The following is a 13,665-nucleotide window of genomic DNA, read 5'->3' as shown; positions in this document are numbered from 1 at the left end:
ATGAGTAAACAAAAAGCACATTCACCGAAGTGAATGTGCCGTTCAAAATCTCCACCAATACGATTTGACAGAGACCCATTCTTATGAAACAAGTCTTTATTTTGCAAGCAGCGATGCCCGTAATGACCAACGCGCCGGTGGTAGCGAAGCTCTACCGCGCGGATGCTGATTACGCGGCCATCATGGTAACCGAAACGACCCTCCTAAGTTTAGTGGTGATTCCGATTTTGATGGTGATCGTGCAACACGTTGCCTGACTGATGCCGTTTGACTTCTAAGGAGGAACCTTTTTTCGTTTTGAGAAAAACACTATTGTACATCGCATTTTCAACGTTAATGTTTAGTTCTATGGAAATTGCCCTGAAGGCGGCTGGAAATGCGTTTAATCCCATCCAGCTTAACCTGATTCGGTTCTTTATCGGGGGGCTGATTCTGTTACCCATCGCGTTACGCGCGCTACATCAACAGAGTCACCGCCTGAACCGGTCCGACTGGGCGTTATTTTTCCTGACGGGCCTGGTCTGTGTCATCATTAGTATGACGCTGTACCAGTTAGCCATTAGCGTTGACGAAGCTTCGACGGTCGCTGTGCTGTTTAGCTGCAACCCCGTCTTTGCCTTAATCTTTTCATACTTAATTCTCCACGAACGGTTAGGTCGAGCGAACTTGATTGCCGTTATCGTGTCAATCGTTGGGCTGGTGGTCATTGTGAACCCCGCTCATCTGACAAATCCAGTTGGCTTGACCTTAGCGATTGCATCCGCCTTAACCTTTGGCCTGTACAGCATCGTGTCGCGGTGGGGTTCCGTGCGCCATCACTTTAACGGCATCGTCATGACCTGCTTCACCTTTTTGGCCGGGTCATTGGAATTGTTCGTGATCATGATGATTACCCACATTCCCGCCGTTGCTGGTGGGCTGCGTCAAACAAGCTGGACGCGTCAATTTGCGGCCATGCCCATCTTGCAAAATATCAGTATGCAGTACTTCTGGCTGCTGTTCTTCATCGGTGTGTGTGTGACCGGTGGTGGGTTTGCCTTTTACTTCTTGGCGATGGAACGTTCCGACGTCTCCACGGCATCCCTGGTCTTCTTCATTAAACCAGGCCTGGCACCCATCATGGCCGCACTGCTGATTCACGAACGGATTTTGACCAACACCATTATCGGGATTGTGATTATCCTGATGGGGTCGGTCATTACCTTCATGGGGAACCGGGTCAAGGCGCGCGAATCTGCTTTGGCAGAGGAAGACGCCAGCGATTTCCAAGAAGCCGACGAGACGGTGGCCGCCAAGTTGGCCGCGCACTCAGAATCTTCAGCTGACTAATTGAAAATACACTTAAACTGGGGTGTTCCGCGGGTCTTCTGGCGGGATGCCTTTTTGGTTACCGGGTGACATGGTTTAGCGGTTGAAAATGAACTGGCGAAGCGGCTGGCGGACTTCACGTCAGCCTAAAGTTGCTAGCCAGTAAGCCGGCTATTCTACGTAATATCAGAAAATAAATAAGTGAAAAATAACACAAAGAGGTCAAAAATAAGGGCGACCTATGGTATGATTACGATTGGTGCCAATTCTGTTTACTCGTGTGACTTGCGGGTGAATGGGTTAAAATGGACACCAAGAATTGATAGGAGAGAAAGGGAGCATGGTCAATGGCAACGCTGGTCATCTTACGGCACGGGGAAAGTGTCGCGAATCGAGACAATATTTTCACCGGGTGGAGTGACGTGCCCCTAACGGCCAAGGGACGGGAGCAGGCCGTCGTCGCTGGTCAACTGGTGGCCGCAACGGGCATCCAGTTTCAAGCGCTCCACACGTCCATGCTGCAGCGGGCAATCGTGACCTCTAACCTGGTGTTAGAAGCCATCGATCAGCTCTACATTCCCGAATACAAGTCCTGGCGGCTCAATGAACGCCACTATGGGGCCTTACGGGGAAAGAATAAGGCAGCGGTTCAGGAACGCGTTGGCGAGCAGCAGATCAAGATTTGGCGGCGGAGCTTTGAAACCGTGCCCCCCCTCCTGAAGCACGTGAGCCAGGATCGTCGGTACGATCAATTTGGTGCCCACGTTGAGCCCCGCGGTGAGAGTCTAGAGATGGCCTATCACCGGTTGTTGCCGTACTGGACGGATGAGATTGCCCCCCGGCTGTTAGACGGCCATAATCAGCTGGTGGTCGCGCACGGGAGTACATTACGCGCATTGATTAAATACTTGGACCATGTGGCTGATGCAGATATTAGTAAGGTTGAAGTTGCGAACGGCGAACCAATTCGCTATGATTTCGATGACCGGTTGCACGTTTTGGCCAAGCAAGTCCTCTAGTTTTTAAAGTAAATAATAAGTTAACGAAGTCGGCAGAGACAATGATTGTCTTTAGCCGACTTTTTCGTATAATCAGAGTTAGGATTGCTAATGGTGAGAGTGGGACAAAGGATGGATAGCTATCAGTTTTAAGCGGAATCAGCTGCCTTTGTCACAGGTTTCAGATACAAAGTGGGTTCGTCGCGGGGGATAGCGATTGAGCAAACTTGAGCTACGGTTAGCGATTTAAAGAGTGGGACCTAATTAATTGGGGGAGAGAGAAAATTGAATACACGAAACCTACGCCATTGGGCGGTACTACTGATTATTATCTTGGGGATCGGTGGGGTTGTATTTGGGATGCACCAAATTGATCAACAGGATAAGCATGAAGTTGCGACGAGTAACCATCTCCATGCACAACAGACGCACGACACGTTGGCTAAGGATGCCGCAGCCAGTAAGCAGCACCGGGACAAGACTAAGACGGCCTTTGATCGTGTTAATAAGGGGCAAGCAACGCCAAAATTTAGCGCCAAGTTTACCCGCGAATTAAAAGATAAAAAGTTCGTGGGGTCTGCGCTAGTGGTGAAGAACAACAAGGTTGTCTACCAGCGGGCCTTTGGTATGGCGAACGCGAAGAAAAACAAGAAGAATACGGTGACTTCGCAGTTCATGATTAACTCTGTTCAAAAATCAATGACCGGGATGCTAGTGATGAAGGCGGTTCAGGCTGGTCAACTACAACTGACCGACCGGCTAAGCCAATACTATCCGGGTATCAAGAACAGTGATAAGGTCACGATTCGACAAATGTTGAACATGGAGGCCGGTATCACTGGCGAGCTAAAGCCTGGGCGAACGCTAACGGAAAATGAGGCGTACCAGTACGTCAGTCAAAATGCTCAGATTGATACCAGCAAGATCAATCACTTTGATTATCAACAAATCTGTTTCACGTTGTTGGCCGGTATTTTGCATCAGGTCACGCACGATTCTTACTACGATCTGTTTTATCAACAATTGGTTACGCCGCTGAATCTGAATCACACGAGTTTTACTCAACTGCGATCGACAACCAAGGGCATGACCACTGGTTACGCCGGGAGTACGCCGGGAGATTACAGCGCGCCGCATAAGCCTTCAGCGGCCAGCATGGCGATTCAAATTGCAACGGGTAACGCGACGATGAGTACTGGTGACGTCTACCGGTCGGAACGGGCCATTGTTCAGGGTTCGCTGATGACGACGTGGGCCGGGGCCAAAGTCCTGCACGAAGATGGCGTGGCAATGCATTACGCCGGTGGGATGTATCAATTTGAGAAGCTCGGGTACTACGGCCACGGGATGGGCGACGACTACGAGAGCACGTTTGTTATCAGCAAGAATGGTAAGAACGCTGTCATCCTGTTGTCCAACAATTTTGAAAAGAAGACGATGTTCCCGGCCTGGTCAACCGAAGCGCTGGGCATGAGCACCTTTAAGCAAATCAACAAAGCAAAAGCACCCAAGTAACGCGAAACTGCTTGTGGTTCCTTAACGGGGCTGGCAAGCAGTTTTTTTGCAACTGAAGAAAGTACTTTAGCAGAGTTGAATAGTAATGAGTGAATTTACCACCTGCGGCTGCCAGAGATTCCGGCGACTGTGGGGACCGCCTGCGGCCTGAGAGGCGGTCCTCCAGCTCGGTTTGAAGCCTGTCCAACACCGACAGTCTCCAAACGCGTCCCACGACGTAACCTGAGAAGATCGCTCAGCTAACGTCGTCGACACAGCTGCCTCCATCTCTGTCCTCCTCCGGTTATAATTGTTCTTCAACATGACATTGCCGTGACAATCGCTGAACTGTCAACGTTTGTCTACAGTTATTAGTCAGTCTATGCAGGCCTAAATTTAGCGAACGGGAAGCCAACAGGTTTAGGCACTGTGGCCGACGACTTAGCATCTTATCCTTTGGGAGTGTCTAATTTTGCAGCGAAGGCATTCACCGGCTGAATAATTTCGGGGAAGGGCACCGGCCTATCTGCATTTTGCCGGAAAAGCTTAACTGTTTGAACCAGGGGGCGCCACGGCTAAAACGGCCAAGGGCCGACTGTTGGGATTTGTAATTCGCTTAGAGTTCCGTATAATCAGAAGTAACTGACGACAGAAAGTAGACGGGGTTCAAATCATGAGACAGGAATTACGGGAGCAACGACAGGCCACAGCGCCCAAACACCATCACTGGGGACGGTGGGGTGTGTTAGGGGTGCTGGTGGTGTTGGGCATCATTGGTGGTGTGCAGTGGGTTCAGGTCAGCAACCAAAAGAAGGAAGCGACGACACCGACCACGGCGAGTCAGACCAATCAGCTGATTGATCAAAATGCCAAGACCAGTGCGCAACAACGTAACCAACAGACGACTAGCTTTGATCGCACGGTGGGAACTGCCAATCCGACGTTTACGGCCAAGTTGACCAGTGAATTAAAGGCCAAGAAGTTCTCTGGAACAGCCTTGGTTGTCAAGAATAATCAGGTAGTCTACCAGCAATCATTCGGCTGGGCCAACGTGGCCAAGAAACAGAAGAATGCGCCAACTACCCAGTACCTGATTAATTCGCTGCAGAAATCGATGACGGGGATGCTGGTCATGCAGGCCATCGAACAGGGGAAATTGAAGCTGACGGACAAACTGTCCCAGTATTACCCCAAAATCAAGAATAGCAAAACTGTCACCATCCGCCAGATGCTCAACATGGAAGCCGGCTTGGTGGGTGAAATGAAGCCGAACACGGAACTAGGCGAGCGGCAAGTTTACCAGTACGCCCAGCAGCACGTTAGCGTGGACACCAGCAAGGTCGGGCAATTCGACTACCAACCAATCTGTTACGTCATGTTGGCGGCCATTTTAAATCAGGTCAACCACAAGTCGTACTACAATCAGTTCTACCAAAAAATTGTGACGCCGCTGAACCTGAACAGTACCAGCTTTGTTCAGTTACGAAATCAAACCAGTGCGCTGTCCATGGGATATAAGAGTACCACGCCCAGCGTTTACACGGATCCGCAGACGCCGGCAGCCAAAGATGTCAGTTCCCGGTTAGGCACGGGGAACGCGACAATGAGCCCGGGTAACGTCTTTCAGACCGTCCGTGCTATCGTGCAGGGCAGTCGGTACAAGACGGCGACGAATGCGGATACGTTGCTTGAGAAGGGCAGCACGACGGCGAAGTATACCGGGGGGATGTATCATTTGGATCAACTCGGGTATTATGGTCACGGGGTCGGTAACTTTTACGAGGATACCTTTATCGTGAGCACCGATGGCAAGACCGGGGTCGTCTTCATGTCAAACGACTTCTACAAGCACGCGATGTGGCCGACCTGGTCGACGGAAAATATTGCGAAGTCCACGTTTAAGAGCGTGTTAGCGGCAAGTAGTCTCAGCTAGGCAATAACTGAGGTTGGTGGCTGCCAGTAGAAGGAGATGGGCAAATGACTGAAATTCGGGTGGACCACAGTTTAGGGACACTCTACACGGTATCGCTGGTGCTCATGGTGGTGTTGGCCGTGATTGTCGTGCCGCTAGTCCAGAGAAAATGGCAACGTCGTTATCCGGTGCTCAATAGCATGTGGTGGCAGTTGACGCCAATCTTGGCATTTTCAGCGGTCCAAATGGCGTACGTGACGTTCAACCTGTTCTTGGGAGGGATGTTCCTGTTGATTGATTTGATGCTGATTATTGACGGTTATCAGCGGCAGGTGGCCCGACGCCAACAGGAGGAACAACATAAAAAGTGAGCGAAAAAGCGGGACCCTGGCGTAGTTGTCAGGGTCCCGCTTTGATGATCAAATTAGTTCAAATCTCTTAAGCTAAAGCGCCCATTGGATCCCAAGGGGCCAAAACAGTTGGTTCCTCAGTTTCTTGGATCTGCTTCAAGTTGGCTGGTAAGAATTCTTTGTTTACAACGACTTGGTAGCAGTATTCGTCCATCCAGGCGTCGCTCATCACGAAGTACCCCTTCGTGCCGACCTTTTCGCCCCAAGAGTTTTCAACTTTCCACTTGGTTGGTTGGCCGTCGACTAAGTCAACACCGGTCAAGACCATCGCGTGGGTCATCATGCTTTCGCCGTAGTCCAGGCGTTCTGCCTTGGTCGTTGCGAAATCAATGTTGAAGAGGGCATCCTTGTCGTAGAACTTGGTGTCCATGATCCCCTTTTGCCGTTCGGATGATTGACCGACATCACAACCGAACCAAACGGATTGGCCGGCTTGCAACTGCTTGATGGCGAGTTGCTTGAAGTCTGCCATCGTGACGTTTAAATGCTTCACTTGACGGCCGTTGACCACGTTACCCAGCATTTCAACCGTGTAGGTGTGGTTGTATGGCTTGTCGTCAGTAGGGGCATTGATGATTGAGACGAAATCAGTTAAGTCCCAGTTGACGTACTTGTCAAAGAAAGTCTTTGGCGTCAAGCCCTTGTCGATGTGGTATTGCTTGTCATCGTCGCGGTATTCAAAGTCAAATTCAGTTGCGGGTTCGCCGAGGGAGAAGCTTAGTAAGCGATAAACTTCGCCGAGCATCTTGTCCTTAGTGGCTGCAATTTCAGCGTCACTGGCCTTGTCGGCAACTAATTTGCGCAAGGTAACGGCGTCTTTACGGAGCTTTAAGTTCAACGTCCCGTTGAGTTCGTTAGACTTGGAACTGTTGTAAGTTTCAGGCATCACGGACTTGGGCACGATCCCATATTTTTGAATGATGGCACACAGCATGTCCCATTGCCCACCGTCTTGTTGTGGGGTGGCCATTAAGAAGGCGACCTTACGACTAGACGTTGGTTGGTCAGCGGTGGCCAAGACGTTTTCGTAGAAGTAGTTGGCTTTTTCAAATTTGTCCCAGAAGTTGGTGTAGTTCTGAGATAATTCAAAGTCACTCAAGTTAAATTGTTCTGCTAAGTGATGACGCATGGTGTTCAGTGCGGCAAACATCCAGCAACGACCACTTTGCTTTTGGTTCGCAACTTTCCCGGTGTCCAAATCAATGGAGAACACGGGGGTCATGTCGGTTTCTGAGGCGTAATCGGCAGAAGTGGCTAAGATTCCTTGATGGCTGACGGCGCGTTCTAAAACCTTCGCGGTGGGGTCAGTAGCTAAAGCTTGTTGATAACGAGCGGTTTGATCCGCTGTGATTTCTTTACTCAATGACGTCACTCTCCTATCGTATTCTCTCATTGTACTCCAATTTTCTCATTATTTGTATAGGATTGATGAAGTTGGTAAAAAATGTGGTACCGGTAAGGGAGTGCCTAGTGTACAATTGGCTGAAAAATTGGCGGAGGGGGGTTAGCAAGTGCATGGGGTACTTAATGTTGGCGATAGTCTGTTCTACTTAGTGGTCTTTGCGTTTTGGATTGCTGTTGTGGGGGGGGATTGTGTGGCTGATTCGGCGGTTGAAACGAAAGTAAAAGTTCGTTAAATAAATAAGGCTTCCCAGGGTGCCAACGACACCGGGAAGCCCTATTCGACGTTAGCCGAGGTCCTTAGAATCTCAGCTAACGAACACTATTTCATTTTGACCAGCAATCGCGTTTAATCGTAGTTCAAATGCTTGTCTTGATCCAAGCCATTAATTTCAGCAATCTCCTCAGCGGTTAAGTGAAAGCCAGAAATCTCAAAGTTTTCGCGCACCCGCGCTGGCTTAGAGGACTTGGGAAAGACCACGAAGCCGGTATCGAGCTGCCACCGCAGAACGATTTGGGCCGGGGACTTACCGTATTTGTCAGCCAATTTTGAAATGACGGGGTCTTCGAGAATCAAGTGACCGTGGCCGATTGGCGAGTAGCCTTCATTGATGATGCCATTGTCCGTGTTGAATTTGCCTAAGTCGGCTTGCACCTTGTACGGGTGGCGTTCAATTTGGTTGACCATCGGCTTAACCGTCGCCATGGCAAAGACCTGTTCCAGTTGATCTTGGGAGAAGTTGGACACCCCAATCGCCCGGACCTTCTTTTGTTGGTACAGGGTTTCGAGGGCGCGCCAAGTATCCAGCGTCAAGTCGAAGTTCTTTTCGTTTGGCCAGTGAATCAAGTAGAGATCCAGGTAGTCCAGTTGTAGGTCAGCCAGCGTCTGGTCATAAGCGGCCAACGTTTTGTCGTAGCCTTGATCAGCGTTCCAAACTTTAGATGTGATAAATAGGTCCGAACGGTCGATGCCCGCAGCCTTGATGGCCGCACCAACGGCTGGTTCGTTGCCGTAAATGTGAGCGCAATCGAGATGCCGATAACCAGCATCCAAAGCCGTCTTGATAGCTGCCGGCACGTCCTTGCTGTCAATTAAGTAAGTCCCAAAGCCTAACATTGGGATTGTCACGCCGTTGCTTAACTGTGTCGTTTCCATGTCATTACCTCATTTTTCAAATATTTTGAAGCGGTAAACGTCTAATCCCATCATACACTAACGCGCAGTCAGATTCCTGTCTGGTGATTGTCGAGCAGTGAATGAGGGGGGGGATTAGAATCGGAAACGGCAAGCGGAGGGGACCAAGCAGCCGTTCAAAATAAAAAGAACACCTGCCAATTCCGTAATGGCAAAGGTGGGTGTTCTTCAAAGTTATTTCAAAAAATAAAACTAATCGCGAGCGTTCAAAACTTCTGGACCATCTTGGCGACCCACAATAACCGTGTTGACCGTATCCAAGAACAGACCGTGCTCCACGACGCCCACGATGCCGTTCAACGTGTTGGCGAGTTCGTGGGGATGGTCGATGCGGCCCAAGTGGAGGTCGATGATGTAGTTCTTGGAGTCAGTTAAGACGTGACTGCCGTCTTCTTGCATCCGGAAACTGGGATTGAAGCCCATCTTGTCTAATTTTTCCAAGACATGAGTGGAACCGAACGGAATGACTTCGAGTGGCAAGGGGAACTTGCCAAGATGGTGGACCATTTTGCTTTCGTCCACGATCCACATGTTCTTGGTGGAATTGATGGCCACAATCTTTTCCCAGAGGTGAGCGGCACCGCCACCCTTGATACCTTGGAAGTTGTCGTCGATTTCGTCGGCACCGTCAATCGTGAGGTCGAGGTGATCGACTTCATCCAATTGCTTGATGGTAATGCCCAAGGATTCGGCCTGCTTAGCGGAACGGTCTGAGGTGGCGACCCCCACAACACTGATGCCTTCGTTCTTGACGCGTTCGCCGAGGGCATCGATCATGTACCGGACCGTTGACCCAGTTCCGATTCCTAAAATCATGCCGTCCTCAACGTACTTAACGGCTTCTTGGCCAACAAGGGCTTTTAATGCGTTTTGATCCATCTTAACTACTCCTCTTCTATCTGTTTTAGGTGTAAGGCGACTGGCGTGACCGCCGCGTCTCCAGTCACGGGCAACTGATTGACTGCCAGGATGAGCTGTTCGGCGGGGTGCTGGCTGAAGTACCGTTTGGCGTACGGATCCAGTAATTTGACCGTCACGTTGGCCGCTATTGCCAGTTGGGTAAAACGATTTATCAGTTGGTCAGCTAGCGTGGTGGCGGACTGTGATGGGCGGACAAAGATTTGTTCCAGCACCCAACTAGATTCGCTCAAGCACAGGTAGTGCAGGCTTGCCAGCAGTTGGGTGTCGTTTAACACTTGTAGTTGTCCGGGTTGTTCCGTAATCGTCATGGGTAAACTCCTTTCATGACCAGTCTTGTTTTTAATTCTGGTCTATCCGGCGGTTATTGTCAACTCATTTTCACCGGCAAAAAAATTGGTCGACAGTCAAAATTCGCTGGTAATGGGCCAGCAGGTTGCTTACACTAGAATTGGTGGTGGTTGTGAACGCAAATTGGCCGAAGATAATCGTTGCGAATACTGGTGTAAATGGTAAAATTAAAGACTCACGGTCTGCGATAAAATTCGGCTGGCGTTACGCGTCAATCGGGCTGATATAAACCAATTAATAATAGTATGAAAAATTTTACTAGGTTCGGATTATTGGGACTGGTGGTTAGGAAACACGGTTACCCGGCATGCTAGTTGGGATTTAGACATTATTGAAGGGGTGTTCACATGCAACGTGGATTTGAAATTGTTAGTAAGTACGGCAATGAAGACTTGAATTTACCACACCGCACCACGAAACAGGCAGCGGGGTACGACTTTGAGTGCGCCGCAGACTTTACGTTACCGTCCATTTGGCGGCACGATTTGTTACACGCCTTCAAACGCCTCCGACATCAAGATGAGCTGACGACCGAAGAAGTGTTGGCCGGACAAAGTGACCTCAAGCCTTGGCTGGTGCCCACGGGCATCAAGGCGTACATGCAGCCGGGCGAGGTACTCATCTTGGCCAACCGTTCCAGCAATCCGTTGAAGCACAATCTGATCCTACCCAACGGCATTGGGGTCATCGATGCGGACTACTATAACAATGAAAAAAACGAGGGTGAAATCTTCGTCCAGCTGATGAATTTTGGCTTGAAAGACGTTGTGATCAAGAAGGGCCAGCGAATCGCGCAGGGCCTATTCATGCCGTATTTACTGGCTGATGATGAGCAAGCGCCACAGCAACAACGGACCGGTGGATTTGGGTCCTCAGACCGTAAGTAAAACTTTAGAATTACCGTTGATAGACTAGTGGGGGATTGCCCGCTAGATATGCTAAAATGAAGGTATTCAGACCAAGAAAAAGGGGGATCTCCGTGGCTAAACCAAGAACGACTTATGTTTGTCAAAATTGTGATTATAGTTCACCACGTTACTTAGGGCGCTGCCCCAACTGTGGCGAGTGGAATACCATGGTAGAAGAGGTTGAGACACCAGCCGCTGCGAAGGCTAAGCCGCAGTCTACGCGGACCGCGGTCGGCAGTGAACAATCGCATCCCCAATTGATGAAGGACATCAAGCATTCCTCCGAGACACGAACCAAGACCAAGATGGAAGAACTGAACCGAGTTCTTGGTGGTGGTATCGTGGCCGGATCACTGATCCTAATCGGTGGGGATCCCGGTATCGGGAAGTCGACGCTGCTGCTACAAGTTTCCGGGCAACTGAGCGAGACTGGTGGCAAGGTACTGTACGTTTCCGGGGAAGAAAGTGCGTCCCAGATTAAGATGCGGGCCGATCGGTTGGTCGTGAACAGCGACAACCTCTACCTGTATCCCGAAACGGATATGGTCAGCATTCGGGCTAACATTGAACAAATGCAGCCGGATTACGTGGTGATTGACTCCGTGCAAACCATGCAGGCGCCGGGGATTGAATCGGCGATTGGGTCCGTGTCCCAGATTCGGGCCGTTACCGGTGAGCTGATGCAGATTGCCAAGACCAATAATATTACCATCTTTGTTGTAGGTCACGTGACCAAGGGTGGCGCGATTGCGGGTCCGAAGATCTTGGAGCACATGGTGGATACCGTGCTCTACTTTGAAGGGGATTTGCACCACACCTACCGGATCTTACGGGCGGTGAAGAACCGTTTTGGCTCGACCAATGAACTGGGTATTTTTGAAATGCGTGAAGGCGGCCTGTACGAGGTGGCCAATCCGTCAGAAATATTCCTGGAGGAACGGCTGAAGGATGCGACTGGCTCGGCCATCGTTGTGTCCATGGAAGGGACACGGCCAATCTTGGTTGAAGTGCAGGCCTTGATCTCGCCATCCGTCTTCGGTAACGCCCAGCGGACGTCGAGTGGCTTGGACCGCAACCGGGTCGCCTTACTGATGGCCGTCCTGGAAAAACGGGCAAACTTGATGCTCCAGAACCAGGATGCTTTCTTGAAGGCTGCGGGGGGCGTCAAACTGGACGAACCCGCAATCGACTTGGCGATTGCCCTGTCGATTGCCTCGAGCTATCGCGACACAGCGACGGCCCCGACCGACTGCTTTGTCGGTGAAGTTGGCTTGACCGGTGAAATCCGCCGGGTCAACCGGATTGAATCCCGGGTATCTGAAGCCAAGAAACTGGGCTTCAAACGGATTTTTGTTCCTAAGAATAACCTGCAAGGCTGGACCCCACCCAAAGGCATCGACGTCGTGGGTGTTTCCACGTTACGGCAGGCGTTAAAATTAGCCCTCGGCGTTTAGTCGCAGGGACCTTGAAAGGAGGTGAACAAAAATGCGTAAAAAAACGGTTGTTTTAATTATTTTTGCCATCTTAGGGGGCGTCATGGGAGCGGTTTACTTCTCCCGCCTCTGGCTACTGATGGGTATGACCAGTCGGTTGGTCAACAACGTTATCGTGAATATTTTGCTCGGTGCCATTATTTTCGTCATTCTCGGTTTACTCTTCGCGGGCGTGATTCTCCGACTGATCAATCGAATTGAAACGTATCTGAACAAGCAAAATCCGATGACCATTATCTTTGGGAGTCTCCTAACGATTGTGGGCTTGGCTTTAGCTTTGCTGATTTCTCAATTTCTGTTTCACGTGCCGTCATTCTTCATTGGCACCGTGATTCCGTGGATCCTGATGCTACTCTTTGGGTACTTTGGCTTCCGTATCGGGGCGCGACTCAGCAAGATTCGGTTGGAGGAATGGCGTAAGCTGTTTCAACCACGGGGCAAGAAGGCTGAGGAAGAGGCCGACAAGAAGGTCTTGGACAAGGAGACCGAACCTAATTTCCACCACTACAAGATTCTGGATACCAACATCTTAATCGATGGGCGGATCTATGATTTGGCGAAGACGGGTTTCCTGGAAGGCACCTTGCTGGTACCAAACTTTGTGCTCTACGAACTCCAGTACATCGCCGATTCTAGCGATTCTATCAAACGGGTTCGGGGTCGCCGGGGATTGGATATCCTAAACAAGTTGCAAAATGAACATATCATGCCGATTGAAATGTACGAAGGCGACTTCGAAGACATTCCTGAGGTGGATAGTAAGCTGATTGCGTTGGCCAAGCAAAATGGCGGGGTGATCGTCACCAACGATTACAACCTGAACAAGGTCATTCAGTTCCAAAATGTGCAAGTCTTAAACATCAACTCCTTGGCCAATGCCCTGAAGCCACGCGTCATCCCGGGGGAAAACCTCCACGTGATGGTTGTGAAGAACGGAACGGAACGGCAACAAGGGGTGGCCTACCTCGATGACGGCACCATGGTCGTGGTCGAAGATGGTCGTTACTTCATTAACAAGCAGTTGGATGTCGTGGTTACCAGTGCCATTCAAACGGATGCTGGGCGAATGATCTTTGCCAAGCCATTACATTCCAGCAAGAACATCGAAGAACAAGCCGATGCTGGCAAGAAGGCGCCTAGTGGTCCCAAGACGCCGAAAAAGGCCTAGGTTCACGGGACAATTTCAGATTTCTGGGAAGGATTTAAGGTCTACACCTTTATTTTTCCGCAACGGCATTGTAGAATTAAAACATTGCGTCATAAAACTATGACGAGGA

12 protein-coding genes and 1 pseudogene are annotated in these 13,665 nt (G+C 50.2%); 9 read left to right on the top strand and 4 right to left on the bottom strand.

Features of this window, described 5'->3' with window-relative positions:
* Positions 1–74: 74 nt before the first annotated feature.
* The 6 genes and pseudogenes from EKM99_RS13725 to EKM99_RS13700 all read left to right on the top strand — a co-directional run.
* Positions 75–257: pseudogene (locus EKM99_RS13725) on the top strand (AEC family transporter); the annotation flags it as partial.
* A gap of 40 nt (positions 258–297) precedes the next feature.
* Positions 298–1,329, top strand: coding sequence for a DMT family transporter (locus tag EKM99_RS13720; RefSeq protein WP_125583966.1), 1,032 nt, complete (start codon positions 298–300; stop codon positions 1,327–1,329).
* A gap of 326 nt (positions 1,330–1,655) precedes the next feature.
* A complete protein-coding gene (locus tag EKM99_RS13715; protein ID WP_125583965.1) occupies positions 1,656–2,327 on the top strand; it encodes a 2,3-bisphosphoglycerate-dependent phosphoglycerate mutase in 672 nt (223 codons plus the stop codon).
* 264 nt (positions 2,328–2,591) lie between these two features.
* On the top strand, positions 2,592–3,821 hold the full coding sequence (locus tag EKM99_RS13710) for a serine hydrolase domain-containing protein (RefSeq protein WP_125583964.1): 1,230 nt from the start codon (positions 2,592–2,594) through the stop codon (positions 3,819–3,821).
* Positions 3,822–4,473: 652 nt separating this feature from the next.
* Complete coding sequence (locus EKM99_RS13705) at positions 4,474–5,733, top strand: serine hydrolase domain-containing protein (RefSeq protein WP_125583963.1); 1,260 nt, start codon at positions 4,474–4,476, stop codon at positions 5,731–5,733.
* 44 nt (positions 5,734–5,777) lie between these two features.
* Positions 5,778–6,083 (top strand): hypothetical protein, encoded by a 306-nt coding sequence (locus EKM99_RS13700; protein ID WP_125583962.1) that lies wholly within the window; start codon positions 5,778–5,780, stop codon positions 6,081–6,083.
* 67 nt (positions 6,084–6,150) lie between these two features.
* Here the strand turns inward: EKM99_RS13700 and EKM99_RS13695 are convergent, their stop codons facing one another.
* The 4 genes from EKM99_RS13695 to EKM99_RS13680 all read right to left on the bottom strand — a co-directional run bounded on the left by EKM99_RS13695 (position 6,151) and on the right by EKM99_RS13680 (position 9,947).
* A complete protein-coding gene (locus EKM99_RS13695) occupies positions 6,151–7,485 on the bottom strand; it encodes a C1 family peptidase (protein WP_125583961.1) in 1,335 nt (444 codons plus the stop codon).
* Positions 7,486–7,872: 387 nt separating this feature from the next.
* The gene (locus tag EKM99_RS13690; RefSeq protein WP_125583960.1) at positions 7,873–8,679 is read right to left on the bottom strand and encodes an aldo/keto reductase; all 807 of its coding nucleotides are present in this window, start codon (positions 8,677–8,679) and stop codon (positions 7,873–7,875) included.
* Positions 8,680–8,910: 231 nt separating this feature from the next.
* Complete coding sequence (gene rpiA / locus EKM99_RS13685) at positions 8,911–9,597, bottom strand: ribose-5-phosphate isomerase RpiA (protein ID WP_125583959.1); 687 nt, start codon at positions 9,595–9,597, stop codon at positions 8,911–8,913.
* Between the two features lie 5 nt (positions 9,598–9,602).
* Complete coding sequence (locus EKM99_RS13680) at positions 9,603–9,947, bottom strand: acetyltransferase (RefSeq protein ID WP_125583958.1); 345 nt, start codon at positions 9,945–9,947, stop codon at positions 9,603–9,605.
* Between the two features lie 387 nt (positions 9,948–10,334).
* On the opposite strand from EKM99_RS13680, the gene EKM99_RS13675 reads away from it, so the two are divergent.
* The 3 genes from EKM99_RS13675 to EKM99_RS13665 all read left to right on the top strand — a co-directional run bounded on the left by EKM99_RS13675 (position 10,335) and on the right by EKM99_RS13665 (position 13,556).
* Positions 10,335–10,874, top strand: a complete 540-nt coding sequence (locus EKM99_RS13675) for a dCTP deaminase/dUTPase family protein (protein WP_125583957.1) — start codon at positions 10,335–10,337, stop codon at positions 10,872–10,874.
* Between the two features lie 92 nt (positions 10,875–10,966).
* A complete protein-coding gene (gene radA, locus EKM99_RS13670; RefSeq protein WP_125583956.1) occupies positions 10,967–12,349 on the top strand; it encodes a DNA repair protein RadA in 1,383 nt (460 codons plus the stop codon).
* A gap of 31 nt (positions 12,350–12,380) precedes the next feature.
* Entirely contained in the window at positions 12,381–13,556 is a 1,176-nt protein-coding gene (locus EKM99_RS13665; protein ID WP_125583955.1) for a PIN/TRAM domain-containing protein, read from the top strand.
* The last annotated feature ends 109 nt before the right edge of the window (positions 13,557–13,665 follow it).

It is taken from the genome of Levilactobacillus cerevisiae (assembly GCF_003946245.1).
Classification (GTDB): domain Bacteria; phylum Bacillota; class Bacilli; order Lactobacillales; family Lactobacillaceae; genus Levilactobacillus; species Levilactobacillus cerevisiae.
The sequence above is the reverse complement of the archived record's forward strand: the minus strand, read 5'-3'. Positions and strand labels throughout refer to the sequence as shown.